The organism is Massilia mucilaginosa (assembly GCF_011682145.1).
GTDB lineage: Bacteria > Pseudomonadota > Gammaproteobacteria > Burkholderiales > Burkholderiaceae_D > Telluria_A > Telluria_A mucilaginosa.
This window is the reverse complement of the sequence record NZ_WHJH01000013.1, coordinates 107,938-127,351: the sequence shown is the minus strand read 5'-3', so window position 1 is coordinate 127,351 and position 19,414 is coordinate 107,938. Positions and strand designations below refer to the sequence as shown.

The 19,414-nt window shown below is 63.4% G+C and carries 21 protein-coding genes; 9 read left to right on the top strand and 12 right to left on the bottom strand.

Annotation, left to right across the window (positions count from 1 at the left end):
• Positions 1-24 precede the first annotated feature (24 nt).
• The 3 genes from tssA (at position 25) to F2P45_RS13665 (ending at position 3,109) form a co-directional block, all read left to right on the top strand.
• Positions 25-1,104: a type VI secretion system protein TssA gene (tssA, locus tag F2P45_RS13675; protein WP_166875676.1), complete on the top strand. Its 1,080-nt coding sequence runs from the start codon at positions 25-27 to the stop codon at positions 1,102-1,104.
• A gap of 141 nt (positions 1,105-1,245) precedes the next feature.
• Positions 1,246-2,031: a hypothetical protein gene (locus tag F2P45_RS13670; RefSeq protein WP_166875673.1), complete on the top strand. Its 786-nt coding sequence runs from the start codon at positions 1,246-1,248 to the stop codon at positions 2,029-2,031.
• 94 nt (positions 2,032-2,125) lie between these two features.
• Positions 2,126-3,109, top strand: coding sequence for a hypothetical protein (locus tag F2P45_RS13665; protein WP_166875670.1), 984 nt, complete (start codon positions 2,126-2,128; stop codon positions 3,107-3,109).
• A 52-nt stretch (positions 3,110-3,161) separates the two neighbouring features.
• On the opposite strand, the gene F2P45_RS13660 is transcribed toward F2P45_RS13665, so the two are convergent.
• The 9 genes from F2P45_RS13660 to F2P45_RS13620 form a co-directional block, all read right to left on the bottom strand.
• A complete protein-coding gene (locus F2P45_RS13660) occupies positions 3,162-3,596 on the bottom strand; it encodes a DUF3592 domain-containing protein (RefSeq protein ID WP_223164737.1) in 435 nt (144 codons plus the stop codon).
• A gap of 106 nt (positions 3,597-3,702) precedes the next feature.
• Positions 3,703-6,360 carry a type VI secretion system ATPase TssH gene (tssH, locus tag F2P45_RS13655; protein ID WP_166875664.1) on the bottom strand — a complete coding sequence of 886 codons (2,658 nt, stop codon included), beginning with the start codon at positions 6,358-6,360 and terminating at the stop codon, positions 3,703-3,705.
• A gap of 34 nt (positions 6,361-6,394) precedes the next feature.
• Complete coding sequence (tssG, locus tag F2P45_RS13650; RefSeq protein WP_166875661.1) at positions 6,395-7,480, bottom strand: type VI secretion system baseplate subunit TssG; 1,086 nt, start codon at positions 7,478-7,480, stop codon at positions 6,395-6,397.
• Entirely contained in the window at positions 7,444-9,288 is a 1,845-nt protein-coding gene (tssF, locus tag F2P45_RS13645) for a type VI secretion system baseplate subunit TssF (protein ID WP_166875658.1), read from the bottom strand. Before tssF ends, tssG begins: the two co-directional genes overlap by 37 nt.
• A 2-nt stretch (positions 9,289-9,290) precedes the next feature.
• Positions 9,291-9,779, bottom strand: a complete 489-nt coding sequence (gene tssE, locus F2P45_RS13640; RefSeq protein WP_166875656.1) for a type VI secretion system baseplate subunit TssE — start codon at positions 9,777-9,779, stop codon at positions 9,291-9,293.
• A 33-nt stretch (positions 9,780-9,812) separates the two neighbouring features.
• On the bottom strand, positions 9,813-10,304 hold the full coding sequence (locus F2P45_RS13635) for an Hcp family type VI secretion system effector (RefSeq protein WP_166875653.1): 492 nt from the start codon (positions 10,302-10,304) through the stop codon (positions 9,813-9,815).
• Positions 10,305-10,348: 44 nt separating this feature from the next.
• A complete protein-coding gene (gene tssC / locus F2P45_RS13630) occupies positions 10,349-11,833 on the bottom strand; it encodes a type VI secretion system contractile sheath large subunit (protein WP_166875650.1) in 1,485 nt (494 codons plus the stop codon).
• A gap of 2 nt (positions 11,834-11,835) precedes the next feature.
• The gene (tssB, locus tag F2P45_RS13625; RefSeq protein ID WP_166875647.1) at positions 11,836-12,342 is read right to left on the bottom strand and encodes a type VI secretion system contractile sheath small subunit; all 507 of its coding nucleotides are present in this window, start codon (positions 12,340-12,342) and stop codon (positions 11,836-11,838) included.
• A 51-nt stretch (positions 12,343-12,393) separates the two neighbouring features.
• On the bottom strand, positions 12,394-13,026 hold the full coding sequence (locus F2P45_RS13620; protein WP_166875644.1) for an outer membrane protein assembly factor BamD: 633 nt from the start codon (positions 13,024-13,026) through the stop codon (positions 12,394-12,396).
• A 236-nt stretch (positions 13,027-13,262) separates the two neighbouring features.
• On the opposite strand from F2P45_RS13620, the gene tssK reads away from it, so the two are divergent.
• From tssK to F2P45_RS13600, 4 genes are all read left to right on the top strand, one after another.
• Positions 13,263-14,603: a type VI secretion system baseplate subunit TssK gene (gene tssK, locus F2P45_RS13615; protein WP_166875641.1), complete on the top strand. Its 1,341-nt coding sequence runs from the start codon at positions 13,263-13,265 to the stop codon at positions 14,601-14,603.
• Between the two features lie 17 nt (positions 14,604-14,620).
• Complete coding sequence (icmH, locus tag F2P45_RS13610; RefSeq protein WP_166875638.1) at positions 14,621-15,385, top strand: type IVB secretion system protein IcmH/DotU; 765 nt, start codon at positions 14,621-14,623, stop codon at positions 15,383-15,385.
• 91 nt (positions 15,386-15,476) lie between these two features.
• Positions 15,477-15,923, top strand: a complete 447-nt coding sequence (locus tag F2P45_RS13605) for a hypothetical protein (RefSeq protein ID WP_223164736.1) — start codon at positions 15,477-15,479, stop codon at positions 15,921-15,923.
• Between the two features lie 41 nt (positions 15,924-15,964).
• Positions 15,965-16,537 (top strand): 3'-5' exonuclease family protein, encoded by a 573-nt coding sequence (locus F2P45_RS13600; protein ID WP_166875631.1) that lies wholly within the window; start codon positions 15,965-15,967, stop codon positions 16,535-16,537.
• On the opposite strand, the gene F2P45_RS13595 is transcribed toward F2P45_RS13600, so the two are convergent.
• The gene (locus F2P45_RS13595; RefSeq protein ID WP_166875629.1) at positions 16,525-17,070 is read right to left on the bottom strand and encodes an HD domain-containing protein; all 546 of its coding nucleotides are present in this window, start codon (positions 17,068-17,070) and stop codon (positions 16,525-16,527) included. The two genes, F2P45_RS13600 and F2P45_RS13595, sit on opposite strands and share 13 nt — an antisense overlap.
• Positions 17,071-17,169: 99 nt before the next feature.
• Between F2P45_RS13595 and F2P45_RS13590 the strand changes: the two genes are divergently transcribed.
• Positions 17,170-17,469, top strand: a complete 300-nt coding sequence (locus F2P45_RS13590) for an antibiotic biosynthesis monooxygenase family protein (RefSeq protein ID WP_166875626.1) — start codon at positions 17,170-17,172, stop codon at positions 17,467-17,469.
• Between the two features lie 213 nt (positions 17,470-17,682).
• Positions 17,683-18,429: a hypothetical protein gene (locus F2P45_RS13585; protein WP_166875623.1), complete on the top strand. Its 747-nt coding sequence runs from the start codon at positions 17,683-17,685 to the stop codon at positions 18,427-18,429.
• Between the two features lie 79 nt (positions 18,430-18,508).
• Here F2P45_RS13585 and F2P45_RS13580 read toward each other — a convergent pair whose 3' ends face one another.
• Both F2P45_RS13580 and F2P45_RS13575 read right to left on the bottom strand, forming a co-directional pair.
• Complete coding sequence (locus tag F2P45_RS13580) at positions 18,509-18,934, bottom strand: hypothetical protein (RefSeq protein WP_166875620.1); 426 nt, start codon at positions 18,932-18,934, stop codon at positions 18,509-18,511.
• 57 nt (positions 18,935-18,991) lie between these two features.
• Positions 18,992-19,402 (bottom strand): hypothetical protein, encoded by a 411-nt coding sequence (locus F2P45_RS13575; protein WP_166875617.1) that lies wholly within the window; start codon positions 19,400-19,402, stop codon positions 18,992-18,994.
• Positions 19,403-19,414 lie beyond the last annotated feature (12 nt).

The following is a 19,414-nucleotide window of genomic DNA, read 5'->3' as shown; positions in this document are numbered from 1 at the left end:
GCGCCGCCCCACTACAAGGACATCATGTTTGCAGCAGAACAGCTTTTAACCCCGATCAGCGAGGACCGGCCGGCCGGCGAAGACCTCGCTTTTTCGCCCGACCTCGACGCCATCAACCTGGCCCGCAAGTCCGACGATCCCTCGCTCGACCAGGGCGAATGGGTCACCGAAATCAAGGAAGCGGACTGGGAGTTCGTCGTCAAGCGCTGCGCCGCCCTGCTGGAGACGCAGAGCAAGGACTTGCGCCTGGCGGTCTGGCTGGCCGAAGCGGCCGCCAAAAAACACCAGCTGCGCGGCCTGGGCGAGAGTTTTCGCGTCATCGCCGGCCTGATCGACCAGTACTGGGAACTCGGGCTGTACCCGGAAGCCGAAGACGACGACCACGACCAGCGCGTCGGCAACCTCTCGTGGATCCTCGGCCGCACTCCCGCCCTGGTGCGTGAAACGCGCATCACCGAAGGCACGCGCGGCTATACGATCATCGACTTCGAAGTGGCGCGCAAGCTGGCCAACGCGCCCGCCCCCAGCGGCAGCCATAGCAACGGCCACACCAATCCCAGCAGCGGACCGCCGCCGCTCAAGCTGGCCGACCTGGAAAAGGCGCGCGCCGCCAACTCCGCCCGCTTCCGCGAGACCTTCACCGCCGACGCCCAGTACTGCCTCGATGGGCTCAAGCTGTTCGAACAGGCGGCCGACGCCCGGCTCGGGCACGACAGCCCGGGCTTTTCCAACGCCCGCGAAGCGCTGCAGAACATGGTCACCCTGATGCCGGCCGCGGTCGCCGCGCAGGCGGAAGAGCAGGCCGACAGCGCCGACTATGCTTACGCCGAGCCGCACAACGACCAGGGGCCGGCAGGCGTGGCGGTGCCGTCCGGGCCGCCGGGCGTGATCCGCACGCGCGACCAGGCCGTGACCCAGCTGCGCAACGTGGCCGAATTTTTCCGCCGCACCGAGCCGCACAGTCCAGCCTCGTACTTCGCCGACAAGGCGGCCGACGCCGCCGCCACCGACCTGCACGTCTGGCTGCGTTCGGTGGTCAAGGATGCGGGCGCCATGGCCCACATCGAAGAGCTGCTGGGCGTCAAACCGCCGCGCGACGATTGAGCGCGGGATATGCCGCTTGCGCCGGGATGACAACACGCCGGCCTTGATCCCGAAGCCCGAGAAATCGCCCGACGACAAACCCGGGAAGCGCGCAGGCCCGGCTCGATGTTCACCCCCGCTCCCTGCCCCCACAAGGCCCGCATGCCTGACGCCCCCACCGTCGCCTACGCCGGCAAGGAACTGTTCCTGGTCGAAGGCGCGCTCGCGTCGCTGCACGACGCACCGTCGAAAACACAGCTGCTCGACAAGCTCGCGCGCCGCATGCGCCATCCTCCCCTGGCCGCGGGCGAGCGCGAGGCCGCCGCCGGCATGCACCGGGCGCTGACCGAGGAAACCGTCATGTACGATGCAGGGGAAGAGCCGACGCCCGTGTTCATCGCGCGCCTGGGAGGCTCGCTGGTGTATGGCATGTTCGAACACGCCTGCGAGCTGGCCGAGGGCGACCGGGTGCGCGCGGTGGTGGCGCGCAGCGGCGCGCATCTGCACCTGCATAGCCTGATCCGCGAGGCCGACCAGATGATGCTGCTGCCGTCCGGGGCCTGGTCCGGCGCGCGGGCGCGCGTGCGCGGCAACCGCCGCGAGATGTGGCGCCTCATCGCTGGCATGTGGATCGTGTTCGCGCTGTTCATGGCGCTGCTCATGTACGAGAAAGGCGGCGTCGTGCTCGCATGGGGCGATGTCGGCTTCATGCTGGTGGTCATGGCGCTCTCGGCCGGGCTGGTCAGGCTGGGCCATGGCTCGCCCTATCAGATCATGCCGGGCGGGGACGAAGCGCAAGCCATCTTTACGGTGTACGGTTTTCCGTGCCCCGAGTACTTCGACGCCGCCGAGGGCCTGACTTCCTTCCGAGGACGCACCTTGGGATTTTCCGCGCCCTGCGCCCGCATCGCCCTCGACCGGCACAAGGAGAAATTCGATCTTTACTGAGCGGCCGGCGATCCGCGTCCCGGCGGCCCACGCCGTGCCGGTGCTACCATAGCGCAGCGAAAAGCGTCTCTTCCCTCACCTGACAGCAAACACCATGACCATCGATGATCTTCTCCGCCGCGCGCCGCGCGCCCTCGTCAGCACCCTGCTCCTCGGCGCGGCCGGCGTGTGCGGCGCCGGCGGCGTCACCGGCGGCGTGTATTCTAACTTCGGCAACGACCTGCTGGTGCCCATCTTCCCCGGCAAGAACTGGCTGCCGATGTATGCCAACAAGGACGACGCCAAGCCGGTACGGGAACTGTTCGATGCGCGGGTGCTCGATGTCGGCGCCGGCAACTGGGAAGCCTGCATCAGCATGGCCGCCCCGGCGGGACGGGTACGCTGCCGTGTCGAAGGCGCCGATACCTGGGTCGACCGCTGGAGCTTCATCGGCCCGCGCGAGATCCTGCCGGTCGAACCATGGCCGTTCCGCTATTGGCTGTACCTGCCCAGCGAAGGTTCAGGCAGCGAAGAAACCTCGGACCTCTACAAAGCGGTGCCGCACTCGCCCTACCTGGTCAAGCCGAAGCAGTTCGCCAGCGTGTTTTTCATCGTCAAATTCGACAAGCGCGGCTTCGCCATCAGTCCCAAGACCGGCAAGCGCACCGGCGACCGGGTATTCCTGGCCGGCGGCGGCGCCTACCTGGCGCCCGACAATCCGGCCAAACGCCTGCGCCAGCCCTGGCTGTTCCTGAGCTACTATCACAGCGTCCCCAGGGCGCTGTGCCCCGGTGCCGGGGCAGAGAGCTGCGCCAGCGCGGTCAACCTGCAGCCGCAATGGCGCGGCATCAAGGCGCTGCACGGGGAACCTTCAAGGCCCCATGCGGGACCGATGTTCGGACCCGGCCAGACTGCCTTCGCGCGCCATGGCGAAGCGGCGCTGCCCTTCAATTACACGGTTCCCGCCGAGGTGGATATGGCCGCCGACGAACATGCCGCCGGCGCTGCCGGGCGCGCCGCGCACCGGGCCACGCCTTTTTGCCTGATCGACTGCCCGCCCGGCGCCAATGTCGCCATTCCCGACCCGGCGCCGCGCTGACGATGGCGCTCGACGATATGGTCTCCCGTCCATCAAGCCATGACGATCGAGGCTAGCCGAACGACGAGCGCCACCACTCCAGGTGCCCGCGCAACGTCAGGTACCCGGCCAGGAGCAGGGCGACGCTGAAATAGCCGCTGATCAGCTGCGCGCGCCACAGTTGCGTGACGCTGTTGATATACGCGTGTTCCGGCTGCGTTTCAGAGTAGACGACATCGACCCGCTTGCCGATGTATGCGCTGTCATAGCCGCGGCCTTCCGGTTCAAACAGCACGGTCTTGCCGTCGATGGTGCGGAATTCGACCGCCGGCAGTGTCTCGCCCTTGACTGCGCGCAGCGTGCCCTGCGCCTCTAGGGAGGACACGTAAAACAGTAGTTTGTGCGCGCCCAACCAGAACGACACCAGCAGCGCAAGCACGCCAAGCACGATTACGAACTTGCCCATCCGCCGGTTGCCGGCGGGTGTTAAATCTTTGGAAAACTGCATGCGGCTTGATTGCCCGAGGAAGTGATGTGGAATGGACGCGGCCGGCCCGCAGAGGCGCCGGCCACCCGCTGGCCAGGGCGCGCGACTGCCGCCCCGGCCCGCCAGCTTACTTGATGGTGTATTTGAACTGCCCCTTCTTGTCGGCGCTGACCTTGATCTTGGCGATCGCGGCGCCTTCGGCCATCTTGGCCAGCACGGTTTCGGCGATCTCCGGCAGCAAGGTGCCGTTGAGGATGTTGTCGACGTTGCGGGCGCCCGAATCGACTTCGGTGCAGCGCGCCAGCACCGCTTCGACCAGCGCTTCGTCGTACGTGAAGTCGGCCTTGTGGTTGGTCGCGATGCGCTGGGCGATCTTGCGCATCTTCAGTTCGATGATCTTGACCAGCGCGTCGTCGCCCAGCGGGTAGTAAGGAATGACCTTCAGGCGGCCCAGGAAGGCCGGCTTGAACTGCTTCATCAGGTGCGGACGAATCATGTCTTCGAGCTGCTCCGGGGTCGGCATTTCTTCCGGCGCCTTGTTGAGGCAGGCCTGCATCATCGCGCTCGACGCCACGTTGGACGTCAGGATGATGATGGTGTTCTTGAAGTCGATCTCGCGGCCTTCGGCGTCGTCCATCACGCCCTTGTCGAACACCTGGAAGAACAGCTCCATCACGTCCGGGTGGGCTTTTTCGACTTCGTCGAGCAGCACCACGCTGTACGGATTGCGGCGCACGGCTTCGGTCAGCACGCCGCCTTCACCGTAACCGACGTAGCCCGGGGGCGAACCTTTCAGGCCGGAGACGCTGTGCGCTTCCTGGTACTCGCTCATGTTGATGGTGATCATTTTGCGTTCGCCGCCGTACAGCACATCGGCCAGCGCCAGCGCGGTTTCGGTCTTGCCGATGCCGGACGGGCCGACGAACAGGAACACGCCTTTCGGTTTGTTCGGATCATCGAGGTTGGCGCGCGAGGTGCGCACGCGCTGCGCCACCGCTTCGATCGCGTACGACTGCCCCAGCACGCGCTCTTCGAGCAAGTCCTTGAGCTTCAAGACGGTCTTGATCTCGTCCTTGACCATTTTGCCGAGCGGGATACCGGTCCAGCCGGCGACGATTTCGGCCACCACGTGGCCGTCCACCTGCACCGGCACCATCGGCGTCTCGCCTTGCAGGGTGCGCAGTTCGGTCATCAATGCCTGGATGTCCTTGCCCTTGCTGGCGTCCTTCTGCCCTGCTTCTTCCAGGGTGCGGCGGCCGTCCATGATCTTTTCGGTCAGCTGCTTTTCCTGTTCCCAGCGCGCCGCCAGCGCGGTGTGCTGTTCGGCGGCGGCCGTGCGCTGCGCCGCCAGCTCTTTCAGGCGCGCCACGTGCGAGCCGCCCGCGCTTTCTTCACGCTGCAGGGCGCCCGCTTCGATGTCGATGCGTTCGAGCTTGCGCGCCAGGTTTTCGATCAGTGCCGGGGTGGCGTTCTGGCCCAGGGCGACCTTGGCGCAGGCGGTGTCGAGCACGCTGATGGCCTTGTCCGGCAGCTGGCGGCCCATGATGTAGCGGTGCGACAGGCGCACCGCTTCGGTGATCGCTTCGTCGTAGACGCGCACGCCGAAGTGCTTTTCCATCAGCGGGGCCATGCCGCGCAACATGGCGCAGGCCAGTTCTTCGCTCGGCTCCTCGACCTTGATCACCTGGAAGCGGCGTGCCAGCGCGGCGTCCTTTTCGAAGTACTTCTTGTACTCGCCCCAGGTGGTGGCGGCGATGGTGCGCAGTTCGCCGCGCGCCAGCGCCGGTTTGAGCAGGTTGGCCGCGTCGTTCTGGCCGGCGGCGCCGCCGGCGCCGATCATGGTGTGCGCTTCATCGATGAACAGGATGATCGCGTGCGGGCTTTTCTTGACTTCGTCGATGACGTTTTTCAGGCGGTTCTCGAACTCGCCCTTGACGCTGGCGCCGGCCTGCAACAGGCCCATGTCGAGGGTGTGGATTTCCACGCCCTTGAGCACGTCGGGCACGTCGTTGCTGGCGATGCGCAGCGCCAGGCCTTCGACCACGGCGGTCTTGCCGACGCCGGCTTCGCCGGTCAGGATCGGATTGTTCTGGCGGCGCCGCATCAGGATGTCGATGGCCTGGCGGATTTCGGTGTCGCGCCCGATCACCGGGTCGACCTTGCCGGCGCGCGCGCGCTCGGTCAGGTTGGTGGTGAACTGGTCCAGCGACGGCGTCTTGGAGGCGGCCTTGGCGGCCATGTCGCCGACCGGATCGTTGCCGTCGCCGCTCTGGGCGTCGCCCGGTGCCTGCGAAGCCACCGCTTCCTGCGAGCCGGCGGCCAGCTTGTCGAGGTTGTGCTTGATCTGTTCGACGTCGAACTTGCCGAACAATTTGGAGCCGCGGAAGGCCAGCTGCGCCAGTTCCGGATCGGTCAGCAGCGCTTGCAGCAAATGGCCGCTGCGGATTTCGGACGTGCGCCCGGCCTGGATATCGAGCGAGGCGATCAGCCAGGCGTTTTCGAACAGCTTGGGCAGGCGCACCGAGAACACCGGGGTGCGCGAGTTGCCGGCCTTGAGGCGCGAGACCTCGGCCTGCAGGTCCGCTTCGAGCATGCCGGCGCTGATGCCGCACTGGCGCGCGATCAGCGCGAAGTCGCTCTTGGGCTGCTCGAGCAGGGCCAGGAACAGGTGTTCGATGTCGACTTCGTACTGGCCGAGCGAGACGCAGATGCCCGCCGCGCGGGTGGCGGCGGTGCGGCTGGTTTCGTTGAGTTTGCCGATCAGCGTTTTCAGGTTGATGCTCATGCAGGGTTCCTTTTATTGGTGTTCGTTTTGTCAATCACAGCGCGTGTATATCGTAGCGGACATCGTTGCGGTCTTCCTGGAGCGGGCTGGTCACCAGGAAACTGTCCCATCCCAGGCGCCCGCCGGTGCGCGTCGCATCCATCTGCATGCCGTGCACGTCGGGGCCGCGCAGCACCAGCTGCACTTCGTATTCGAGCGAGACGCCGGTAAACATGGTGACCATGCTCTTGAGCGCGCGCGCCGCTTTCCCGCCCGGCAGGAAGGAGTTGAAGCTTTCGTGGTCGAGCGGACCGATGACCAGGCGCAGGCGCAGGTCGCGCTGCCATACGCGCTCGCCGGCCATGGCCCCGGCACCGAGCATCGCGTTGGCCGCGCCCAGCATGGTCTGCTGGCTGGCCGGCACCTCGTACCAGCAGCCAATGAACTGTTCGGCCTTGACGCGCTTGCCGAAATACTCGGACAGCACGCGCGAGACCTGCACCGCCGAGGGCGGGCGGTGGCGCAGCGCCGAGGCGAAGTAGCCGAGCGACTCGTCCAGCACCCCGCCCCCGAGTTCGTCGTTGAGGCGGTGGCGCAGGCTGTCGTTGCCGACCCCGGCCAGCGACAGCAGCAGCGGCAGGAAGCTGTCCTTGCCGTCGATCGCGTATTTGAGTTCGAGCCGGTACTTGCGCCAGGCTTCGAAAAACAGCGCCACCGAGCGGCTCGAAAAGGTGTCCAGAAACGCGCGCGGCCCTTCATCCTTGTTGTAGATGATGTGGGCCGAGATGCGGTCGGTGTAATGGGCCGGCAGCGCGCCTGAGACGCCCAGCAGGCCCATGAAGGCCGGCGTGATGCGGATGTACTTGAGCGTGTTCGATTGCAGCGCTTCGCCCAGCGACTTGGCCTGGCGCGGCAGTTCGCGCGGCACCGGCTCCAGCTTTTCGAGTTCGCTGGGCGGAAACGCCAGCGAGGTCGAGTTCTGGAAGCGCAGGAAATTGGCAATCGCGCCCTGCTGCGGCGAGCCGTGGCGCTTGAGCCATAGCTCGAGCATGCGCACCGCCTGGAAGAACTGGAAGCGGTAAGGTTCCTCGAACAGGCGCTCGATTACAGCAGGCTCAAATCGCCGCTTCGTGGCAAGCATTTCAATAGCTCTTCTCCATTTTTGTTTGATACGATCACCAGTTGGGTGAAGCTGTTGGCATGCACGTACAGGCCGAGGAAGCGGTCGATGATGTGGGCAAAGGCGTGGATGCCGCTGCCGACAAAGGCTTCTTCGTCGATCGTCAGGCGCACTTCCATGCCGCGCACCAGGCAGGCGAACGGGTTCCCCGGCAGCCAGGTATTGGCCGCCTTGTACCCGACCGCGGCAATCCCGCCGATCTGGCGCTGCGAAGACGGCGAGCGCGGCAGATCGTACAGGGTGAGCATTTCGCGGAACGCGTCCAGGCCGCCGTCGGCCAGCGACAGGTGGTTGAGCGAGAGGTGCGAGATCAGGCGCCAGTGGGCGCCGCGGCCACGCTCGAAGCGGTGCGAGGAAGTCGGCTTGCGCAGGAAGCTGACCTGGCGCACGGTGGAGCCGCCCTCGAGGAACAGGTCGCCGCCGCGCAGGCCGTAGGTCAGCGACGACGGCAGGTCGCGGTTGGTGCAGGTCAGCTCCAGGCTGAGGGTGTCGGTTTCCACTTCGGCCGGGTCGAAATCGATGTCGACGATCGAAATCTCGGTCTCGAAACCGGGGCTCCGCTCGGCGATGGTTTCGTCGCGCCGCATGACCCAGTAGTGGCCCTTCTTTTCCGGTGTCTGCCCGTGCTTGAGCGAATAGAACGGCCGGAAGTCGACGATCGATTCGCCCTGCGGCGTCTGGCGCACCAGCTTGACCGAGTCGATCGACTGCACTTCGTAGGCAAACGCGCGGCGCGCGTCGGCCAGCACCGGATAGCTGGCGGTGGTGTGGGTCAGGCGGATCGGTTCGCCGCGCTGGCGGAACAGGTTCACCACCGGGGTGCAGCCGAGCAGCACGTTATTCGTGGTCAGGGTGCCCAGCATGCGCGCCGCGTTCGAGTCGGTGCGCATGCCCGACAGCGCCAGGTGCAGGGTGATCGAGCGGCAGCCCATCGGCAGCACCGAGGTCAGCGCGGCCAGGTCGATGTCGAAGAAGTTGAATTTTTCGGGGAAGCTGAAATACTCGGTCAGCAGGCGGTAAGCCGAATGCGAGCGCGCTTCGAAGTCGATCAGCGATTCGTCTTCCTCGAAACCGGCGGCCAGGATCGGAATGGCCGGCAGCGCCATCCAGCGCCCGCTGTTGTCGCCTTCGGCGTAGGCGGCCACGCTGCGCATGAACAGCGCATCGCGCAGCGCCGCGCAAAACGAGGGCTCGCCGTCGATGAACACGCGCAGCTTGGCCAGGCCCAGGTTGGCCAGGGTCACCTGGTCCGAAATGCTGGTGATGGTCAGCGACAGGCTCGAGGTGGCGCCCACCGGCGGGCGGATCGCTTCGGGCGTGTCGATGATCGGCGCGAACGTGGCGCCCGACAGGGCCACCGGCGCCACCGTCACCGGATACGAGGTGCGGAAGGTGCAGGAAGCGCCGCGCACCGGGCGCGTGGTCAGCTGGGTGCCGCGCGGGATCGCGGTGGCGGTGGTCAGCTGCGCGGCCACGCCCGAAAAATCCATGTGCGCGATCGAGCACGATGGAAACGGGCGCAGGTAGTGCGGGTACAGCACTTCGAACAGGGCTTCGGTAAATTCGGGATAGTCGTCGTCGAGCCGCTTGGCGATGCGCGAATTGAGCAGCGCGAACGATTCGATCATGCGTTCGATGTGCGGATCTTCGCACACCTCGCCGGCGATCAAGAGGCGCCCGGCGATCTTCGGATAGCGTTCCGAGAATTCGCGCGAATAGCGCCGCAAAAATCCCAGTTCGCGTTCGTAATACGGTAATAGGTCTTCCAAACTCAGGCTCCCCCGATAGCGCGGCGCGCCTTGCTGATGGTGTAGTGCAGGCTCGATGGCTGCAAGATGGCGTCGAAATTGACGGGTTCCTGGGAACTGCTCACGACCAGCAGTGCCGTAATGGCGAAATTGAGGCGGTTCACCGAGTCTTCGTGGACTTCCAGCGACGCCTTGACGTTGCGCAGGCGCGGCTCATGGCGCGCGATGGCTTTTTCGAGACACAGGCAGATGTAGGCCCGGTCGTCGGTGCTCGACAGCGAACGGCCCGCAAAATCGTTCAGGCCGAAGGTGACGATCGAGCGGGCGCTTTCGGGGTACCGTTGCAGCAGCAATTCCGGGATCACGGTGCGCGTGTTGAGCAGCGCCTCGAGATCGCGTGCGACCGAGTCCTTCATGTCCTCGATCGACATCCGGGTGACAGTGCCGCTGGAGGAGCCATTGACCGGCACATCCATCAACCGGTCAAACAAACCTGGCGTAAAACCCTTCATTGGTACCCCGATACTTTGCTGCGTTATGTTGCGTTATGCCGTCTTGTTGGTCGCCAGATCCCAGCCGCCGGAGGTATTACCGCCCGCACCGCCGCCGATTTTTTGCTGCGTGTATTTCCATTTGACTTTGGAATACTTGAGCGACAGGTTTTCGGACAGGATGTCGCCCTGCGAGACGGCCGGCGCGACGCTGGAAATGATCACGTTGTCGAGTTCGATCTCGAAATACTTGATGCGATCGCCCTGGCCATCGGCGCGCAGGAACTCGATCTTGGCCTTGCCCAGGGTCTTACCCGACGAGCAGTTCTGCAGCAGCAGCGGGGTGGCCAGGTCGGCCAGCTTGGCGATCACAATATCGCGGTGCTCGGTACGCTCGGCGGTATGGCCGCCGCCGGTCGATGCGGTCGCCGATTTCGGCTGCAGCACTTCCCAGCTGACCGACTGGCACTCGATCCAGTCTTTATGCGACGAGTCGGTCGACTCGCCCTTGATGCCGTCGAGTTGGAGGTAGACGTCGATTGCCATAGTGTTCCTTTCGTTGGTTTGTAGGGACTACGTAATGCTGCAGTTTACGATTTGGTCGATGGCGGCAACTCCGCGACCAGACGGAGGGAGACGGACAACTCGTCGAGCTGGAAGTGCGGACGCAGGAACGACACGGCGCGGTACACGCCCGGACGGCCTGGTACTTCCGACACTTGCACCGATGCTTCGCGCAGCGGGAACTGGGCTTTCTGGGCCTGGCTCGCGTTATCGTCCAGCAACACGTACTGGGTCAGCCAGCGGTTCAGGTGGTCTTCGACGTTGGATGCGGCGGCGAAGCTGCCGATCTTGTCGCGCATCATTGCCTTCATGTAGTGGGCAATCCGCGAGACGGCGAAGATGTACTGCAGCTGGGCCGACAGCACCGCGTTGGCATTGGCCGAATCGGTGTTGTATTTCTTGGCTTTCTGGGCCGACTGGGCGCCGAAGAAGGCGGCGTAGTCGGTGTTTTTGCAGTGCACCAGGGAGATGAAGCCCAGGTCCGACAGCTCTTTTTCACGACGGTCGGTAATGGCGATTTCGGCCGGGCACTTGAGCGCCACTTCGCCTTCATCGGTCTTGAAGGTGTGGGTCGGCAAGTCTTCGACCAGGCCGCCGCCTTCGACGCCGCGGATCGCCGCGCACCAGCCGAAGTCGTCGAACGCGCCGGTCAGCTTGGTGGCGAACGCGTAAGCCGCGTTGCACCACAGGTATTTGTGGTGGTCGGTGCCGTCCACGTCTTCCACGAAGTTGAAGCCTTCGGTGGTGGCGCCATCGGCCGGATGGAACGGCAGGCGGCCCAGGAAGCGCGGCAGGGTGATGCCGACGTAGCGCGAGTCTTCCGATTCGCGGAACGATTTCCATTTGGCGTATTCGACCGTGTCGAAGATCTTGGCCAGGTCGCGCGGCTTGCCCAGTTCGCTGTAGCTTTCCAGCCCGAACAGCTCGGGCGAGGCCGAGGTGATGAACGGCGCGTGGGCGGCGGCGGCGATGTGCGACATCTGCTCGACGAAATACATGTCTTCCGGCTGGCGCGTGATCTGGTAGTCGCCCAGCAGCGAGCCGAACGGCGCACCACCGAAGGTGCCGAATTCTTCTTCGTAGACTTTCTTGAACATCGAGCTCTGGTCGAACTCGAGCGCGGTCTGGAAGTCCTTGACCAGCTCGCGCTTGGTCGCATTGAACATCTTGATCTTGAGCGTGGTGCTGGTCGAGGTGTTCTTCACCAGGTAGTTCAGGCCGGTCCAGCTGCTTTCGAGCTTCTGGAATTCAGGCGAGTGCATCACGGCCGAGAGCTGGTCCGAAATAATGCGGTCCAGTTCGGCGACACGGGCGTCGATGGTGGCCGACAGGTTGTCCGACACGATCACCGTGCCGTCCATCACCTGGTGCACCAGTTCCGAAATCAGGTCCTTGGCGCGGGCGTGCTCGACGCTCGATTTAGCCACCTTGCTCTGTTCGACGATCTGGTCGAGCAGGGCCGTTTCATGAGTCGCGGCGGCGCCGGCGGCTTGGTTCAGTTGAGCGGACATGGTCAGTCTTTCTTGGTAGCTTGCTGGCCGAGCTGGGCCAGTTTCTCGGTGTTGGTGAGCACGTCGGCGAGGATGTCTTCGAGCTTGTCGTTGCCGGCGAGCTTGTTGCGCAGGTCGGCCAGCTTGGTGCGCGCTTCGAGCAGCTTGCGCAGCGGCTCGACTTGCTGGACCACCGACTCCGGACGGAAATCTTCCATCGAACGGAACTTGAGGTCGACGGCGAACTTGCCGCCTTCGCCAGTCAGGGTGTTCTGCACGCGGTAAGCGGCGCGCGGTTCGATACCCTTCATGACTTCGTCGAAATTGTCGCGGTCGATGCCGACGAAATTGCGGTCTTTCAAGCGTTTCTTCTCGACTTCGGAAGTGCCGCCGAAGTCGCCCACCACGCCCATCACGAAGGGCAGCTCCTTGCTTTCGATGGCGTCGCCGATTTCGACGTCATAGGTCATCTGGATGCGCGGTGGCCGCACTTTTTGCAGCTTCTTCTGGACACTTTGTTTCTTTGACATGGTAATTCCTTCTACATAATGTGAGAGCGGGACGTGCAGCCTGGTTGCCGTTTACCTGAGCAGGTCGAACGGCGTCTTGACCTCTGTTTCGCGCGGCTTCGGCAACGGTTTGTCGGTGTCGACCTTGGGAGTGTCCCTGAGCGAATTGAGCGGGTTGTTGTCCTTGACTGGCTTGATCGTGCGCGTCTCGGATTGCAACTTGCGCGGCCCGGCCGCCGGTGCGGCGTCGCCCATGTTGTCGCGCAACTGCCTGATTTGATCCTGGGAATCGGCGCGCACCTGCCCGATCAGCGCGTTCTGACGGCTCAGGTCGCCCAGAGCGCGGTTGGCAAGACGCAATCCGGCCGAAACGATGATCGTGTTGGCGGCCTTATCGTTGGGATCACGCAACAATACTTCCTGGGCGCTGACGATGGCTTCGCCATACTGGCCGGAATCGTAGCGGCTCTGGGCAATATTCGCCCATGGCGCCTTGTCGCCCGAGTAGGCGGCGGTGGCCTGCTTCCAGTAACCGATCGCCTCCTCCTTGCGCCCGGCGGCCGAGGCCTGGGTACCCTGGTTGAGCAGCTCGGCCAGCGGCGCGGGACCCTTCGGGATCACGGGCTTCGTCGTCTCGCAGCCGGTCAATGCCGCGGCGCAGGCAAGGACGCCGCACAGGTACTTGAAATCGGAAAAAGTGGTCATGCGGTATCCTCAAAAGCGGTGACAAAAAAATAATGTGTATATTGTAACACTTATTACTGAAACAACGTTAGCAGAGTTTGAAATTTAACAGCGTTCAATTGAAAATCACACATTCTCACTTTGTAGTAAGCGCGCACGTTACATTAGCAACGGCAGACAAATCTTCTCATAAATGTTATTGTTCCGCTAATTAGTTTTTCAAATTCGCGCAAAATTTTCCGAAGGGTGCCAACAGCATGTCAAGTAAAGTCCTCTGGGGCGAAGGATTGTTCCTGCGCCCCCAGCATTTCCAGCAGCAGGACCAGTACCACGAGCACCGCCTGAACGAGAGCGTCAAGGCAGTCCATCCCTACGCCTGGGGCGTCAATCAGTTGCAGGTCGACCGCGACGCGCTGGCCAACAACGCCCTGCGCGTGCTGGAACTGTCGCTGCGCTTCCAGGATGGCGAGCTGGTCGACGCCCCGGGCGCCGATGCGCTGCCCGAGACGGTCGACCTGAGCCAGTTGCTGCAATCGCAGCAGAGCGTCACGTTCTACGCCGCCCTGCCCGCCTTCAAGCCGTTCGGCGGCAACTTCGCGCCGCTCGGCCAGACCGCCAACGCAGCCCGTTTCGTGCAGTCCAACGCCGACACGCCCGACCTGTACACCCAGGCCGCGCAAGCCCAGTTGACCTACCTGACCAAAAGCGTGCGCCTCATTTCGGAGTTCGAGCCGCGCGATTCGTACACCCACTTCCCGCTGCTGCGCCTGCGCCGCGTGGCCACCGGCGGCTTCGAGATGGACCCGGGATTCGTGCCGCCGAGCATGTCGGTGCGCAGCGCCCCGATCCTGTTCCTGCAGCTGCGCCGCCTGATCGACGCCTTGCAGGCCAAGGTCAGCGCCCTGTACGGGCACCACCGCGAACCGAGCAAGAATGTGATCGAGTTCCGTTCCGGCGACATGTCCTCGTTCTGGCTGCTGCACACGGCCAGCAGTGCCTATGCGTCGCTGACGCACTACTTCCACCACCCGGCGCTGCATCCGGAACGCCTGTACGAAGCCCAGCTGGGCGTGGCGGGCGCACTGATGACGTTCTCCAAGAGCTGGACCCTGGCCGACCTGCCGCCGTACCAGCATGCCGATCCGGGACCGGCGTTCGCGAAACTGAACATGATCATCCGCGACCTGCTGGACACTGTAATCTCGTCGAAGTACTTCGCCATTGCGCTCGATCTAATCAAGCCGTCCTACTATCTGGGCTCGCTGGAGTCCGGCAAGATTGACGACAAGACCGTGTTCTACCTGGCGGTGTCGGCCAACCTGGCGGCCATCGAACTGGTCGAAGTGGTGCCGCTGCGCTTCAAGATCGGCGCGCCCGACGACGTCGAGAAATTCGTGCTCTCGGCCATGCCAGGCGTGCGCCTGCAGCACGCGCCGCAGGTGCCGCCGGCGGTGCCGGTGCGTCCCGACACGGTCTACTTCACGATCGAGGCCAAAGGCCAGATGTACGAACGCATGATGCAGGCGCAGTCGATTTCGATTTATGTTCCCGAGGGCTTGCGCGAGCTGTCCCTGGAACTGATTGCCGTAACCTCCTGACCCAAGGATTTGCCCAGATGACTACCACCGCACCTTCCCTGATGGCTGGCGGGCCCGTTGCCCCCGCCGCGGGAGCGACCCCGCAAACGCTGCTCGACCTGATGTACGAAGGCTTTTACGCGCTGTTCATGCTCAAGAACGGCAGCGGGCCGCAGAACAACGCCGATTTCCAGCGCAAGACCACCCAGTTCCTCGAAGATTTCACGCGCGGCGCCAAGAAGCAAGGCGCCTCGGCCGACGATATCGACGCCTCCAAGTACGCCTTCTGCGCGGCGGTCGACGAAATCATCCTGCGCTCGAATTTTTCGATCCGCGACGAATGGGAACGGCGCCCGCTGCAACTTGTGCTGTTCGGCGACCAGCTGGCCGGCGAGAATTTCTATCACCGCCTCGAATCGCTGCGCACGCGCGGCAGTACCCACCTGCAGGCGCTGGAAGTGTTCCACATGTGCCTGCTGCTGGGCTTCCAGGGCCGCTACATCCTGGAAGGGTCGGAAAAGCTGAACTACCTGACCGCGCGCCTGGGCGACGAAATCGCCAACATGAAGGGCCGGCGCGGCGGCTTCGCGCCGCACGCCGACCGCCCCGACCAGATCGTGCACAAGCTGCGCAGCGACCTGCCGTTGTGGGTCCTGTGCTCGGTGTTCGGCCTGATCTGCATTCTCGGCTACCTCGGCCTGCGCACGTCCCTCAACAAGGGCACCGATGAACGCATGAGCGCGTACAACGACGTGGTCAAACTGGCGCCGCGCGCCGCCAACCTGACCATCACCTTGCCGTGACGACCCGCCCGGACCGGATCATCGTCATGAACTGGTCCGGCGCGCCGGCGCCATCGGCAACACCGCATGGCGATGTTCAGGGTCAGGGGAAGTGAAGCCGGTCGTGTCGTTCACGCTCGGCGCCGCGGCAGGCGCGCTGATGCTCGCCGCCGCCTGGTTTTTCCGGAACGCCCATCAAGCGGTGCACGTGCACGTACTCGACGCCCCCATGCTGCTCGCTGCCGACGGCATGGACAAGAACCTGCACTTGCTCCCCAAGGGCACGACCCTGTATTACGACCAGGGCTTTCCGGAAGGTGTGGAGCGTTACAGGGTGTACGTCAACCTCGACCACAACATCTTGAAACTGAAGCAGCTCGACGATCCGACCCGGATCACCCCGATCCGGGCGCAGGCGATCGAAGCGCATGAACTCAAACGCGCGCTGCGCGACTATCCGCTGACGAAAAGCGAACTGCAAGCCATCCTCAAGTCCGACCGCATGACGCGCGACGAGATCAAGGCCGTGTTCGACGAATTTCTGCGGAACCGACCATGAGCGCTGGCGGCCGTTGGCGCCATAGACGAAGACGGACAACAATGAAACCAGAAATCTACATCAGCACCGACGTCGAGACCGACGGCCCGATTCCGGGGCCGCATTCGATGCTCAGTATCGGATCGGCCGCCTACCTGGCCGACAAAACCTGCATCGCGACCTTCAGCGCGAACCTGGAGTGCCTGCCCGAGGCCGCGGCGCACCCGGACACCGCCGCCTGGTGGCTGACCCAGCCCGACGCCTGGGCCGCCTGCCGCGCTAACCTGGAAACGCCGCAGGCGGCCATGCAGCGCTACCTTGCATGGGTCAAGTCGCTGCCCGGAAAACCGGTGTTCGTGGCCTACCCTGCCGGCTTCGATTTCTTGTTCGTGTACTGGTACCTGATCCGCTTTACCGGCGAAAGCCCGTTCAGCCACTCTGCGCTCGACATCAAGTCGTACGCGATGGCGGTCTTGAAGCGCGGCTACCGCGACAGCACCAAGCGCAACATGCCCGAGCGCTGGTTCGATCCCCTGCCCCACACGCATGTGGCGCTCGACGATGCCATCGAACAGGGTGCGATGTTCTGCAATATGTTGGCCGACAATCTGGCGCGCGGACGTCAGGACGGATAGGCGGCGATCTTGGCGGCGAGGCGCCGCGCCAGGTACCCGTGCGCCGCGCCCAGGGTCGCCAGGATCAGGCTCCCTTCCTTGCCGTAGGCGCTGACCTTCTCGGGCGGCCAGTAGTGCGGCGGCGCTTCCAGGTTGCAGATGCGGTCGGCCAGCTTGACGCACCAGATGGCCTTGGGCTGCTGCCCGATTCTTGCCAGGCTGTCGGCCATGGCTTCGGCTTTCGGCAAGTCGGGCGCCTTCGACAAGGCGGCCACGCCATCGGCCACGGCCAGGCCGAATTCGGCCACCAGCGTGGCGTGCGCGACCTCCTGGTCTTCCATCGCATCGTGCAGGATGGCGCACGTCATGGCCACGCCGATGCCGTCGATCGGTTCCTGCGCATGCGCGGCCAGAAGCTCCATGCCGACCATGCCCAGATGGACCAGGTATGGCATCTCGGTGCCGGGGAATTTCTGCTGCGCGTGCGCCACGGCGGCGAAGCGCCAGGCCTTGATCCAGGCTTCCTGGGATGCGTAATCGATTTGCTGTGTCATGGTTCCTCCGTTAACCCATCTTATCGCAGCAGGCAGAGATGCGTGCGACCCGATAGAATATCGGCACGCCGGCAAAGGCCGGCATCAACAGGAGAAAACATGTTCAGGGAAGTCGCGGAACTGAAGGTCGCTGCGGGAACGGAGCAGCAGTTTGAAGCAGGCGTGCGGCAAGCCATCGCGCTGTTCAAGCGCGCCAGGGGGTGCCATGGCATGCGCATGGAGCGCTCGGTCGAAGAGCCGGGAAGCTACATGCTGTTCGTCGAGTGGGAAACCGTCGACGACCATATGGTGCACTTCCGCGAGAGCGACGACTTCAAGGAATGGCGCCGGCTGGTGGGAGGATTTTTCAGCGCGCCGCCGCGGGTTTTTCATACCACCAGCGCGGTCGAGGGGTTCTGAGCCAAGGGATCGTCGTACACGCTGACGCCGTGCCTGGCCCGACCGGAGTGGCGCCACTTCTCGGCCCAATCACCCGGCCGCCGCGCTTCTCCATATGAATTTCGGTATGCAAGCGCGCTTCCTCGTCGGGCATCAGGGTAGTGCGGCACCTGTCAAGCGGGCCTTGACAGGCAAGCGCACAAAATCGACCAATCGGATCAGGAAGGTACCTTGATGAGCGTGTTTGTTTCGGCAGCATGGCTGGCGCCGACCTTGCTGGCGTTGCAGGCGCAGGCACTGTCGCCCGCTTCCGCGCCGGTACGCTACAAGGTCGACGACGCCACGCCGTCCAGGAGCGTGTCGATTCAAACCGTGACGCTAGACGCGGTCCCCGGCATGAACCGGAAAGACGTCGGCAAGGTCAACGAGGTCCTGAAAGCGGCAACTGCCAGCTTCGCCAGCGAAGCCAGGCAATGCGGCGCCGCCGCCCAGGGCCGCCCTTGGGAGTACAAATCGACCGTCGACAAGGCCGTTTTGTCGGACGATTACCTGAGCGTGATATTTGCCAAATCGACTGTGTGCGCCGGCTCGCCCGACGAGCAGAAGGAAGCGCGCGTCTTCGCGCTCAAGACCGGCGCCTTGGTGACCTCGCGGGCCTTGTTCAAGCACATGCTGCCAGGCGCGAAAATCGTGACCGCCATCTCGAAAAACAAGGAATTGATCCGCCTCGACGAAGAAACCGCCGGGACCCTGATCGACGACAGCAAGGTCATCCTGAAAATCGACGACATACGCTGCGGTTTTTATCTGAAAAATACCTCTTATCGGGTCTGGGCCGATGGCAAGCACCTGGTTTTTTACCCCGAATTCAATCAGCCTTACTCTTTCTGCCAGAAAGAGTACCTGATCCTGCCCGAGTCGACCGGCAATGCCACTCAATATGATCCGGGCACACGTTTGCAGCCAGTGCGAACTGCGTGAATCGAGGGCAGCGATCGAGGCGTCCGAGAAGGCCTCCAGAATGGTGACGGCATACGGCTCGCCGTCGTTAGGCCAGGCGTTATGATACAGATCGCTGTTCTCCACGCGGATGCGGGATATCCATCATCGCCAAGTCGTTCGTAAATTCACTGCGCTCATCGTCGCCCAGCATGCGAACAAGCTCGGCGAGACCGGGATCGTCAAGGAGCACGGCAATGTTCTTGCGATGACGTTGGTCGAACGCTGCCGACTGCCGTCCGGCAGCCAGCAGCAGCACAACAACCTCGATCATCAACTTTTCGAGGGGCCTGGTCAGCGCAGGTTCGATCATCTGGTAAGCAAACTGACTTTGCTTCTCATATCTCTCCCATCCATCTTCCCATTGGCAATTGAAATTCTCGGGCATCCTGGCGTATCTGTAAAACTGCTCCAGGAAACGCCACCGTATCAGTTTGTACGGAATCCGTTCGCCGTCGGGCCACTTGTCATTTGCAAAATCGTACACACACATCCTTTGCCGACGCCATCAAATCGGAATTGACGATCCACCATGCCGGATCGCTCAGGCGATGTTTAACAGGGCAAGATCGTGGCGGAATTCCAGCAGTTCGTCCCCGCTCAGGCATTCCAGCAAGTCGTTCACATCCCTGCCATGAAGTATCTCGCGAATGCGCTGTTCGGCATGCATGTTGAACTGCTCCGATTGACGCCCGCCAGCCATGATCATCGACAATACCTCGAACATCAATTTTTCGATGGGCAACTCGAAAGCCGTGTCGAGATCATCCTGCGCGAACGCACTTTCATGTTCATTCGGCACCCATTCCCGGCAAGTTTGCCGGACCACATTGAACTTGGAATGACAGTAGATGTAATAGCGGTTCAAAAATCGCCAACGAAGCAATTTGTAAGGGACGCGTTCATCATCCGGAAACGCATCATTAAAGAAATCGTACTTTGCCGTCCTTTTCACACGCCCCCCTGT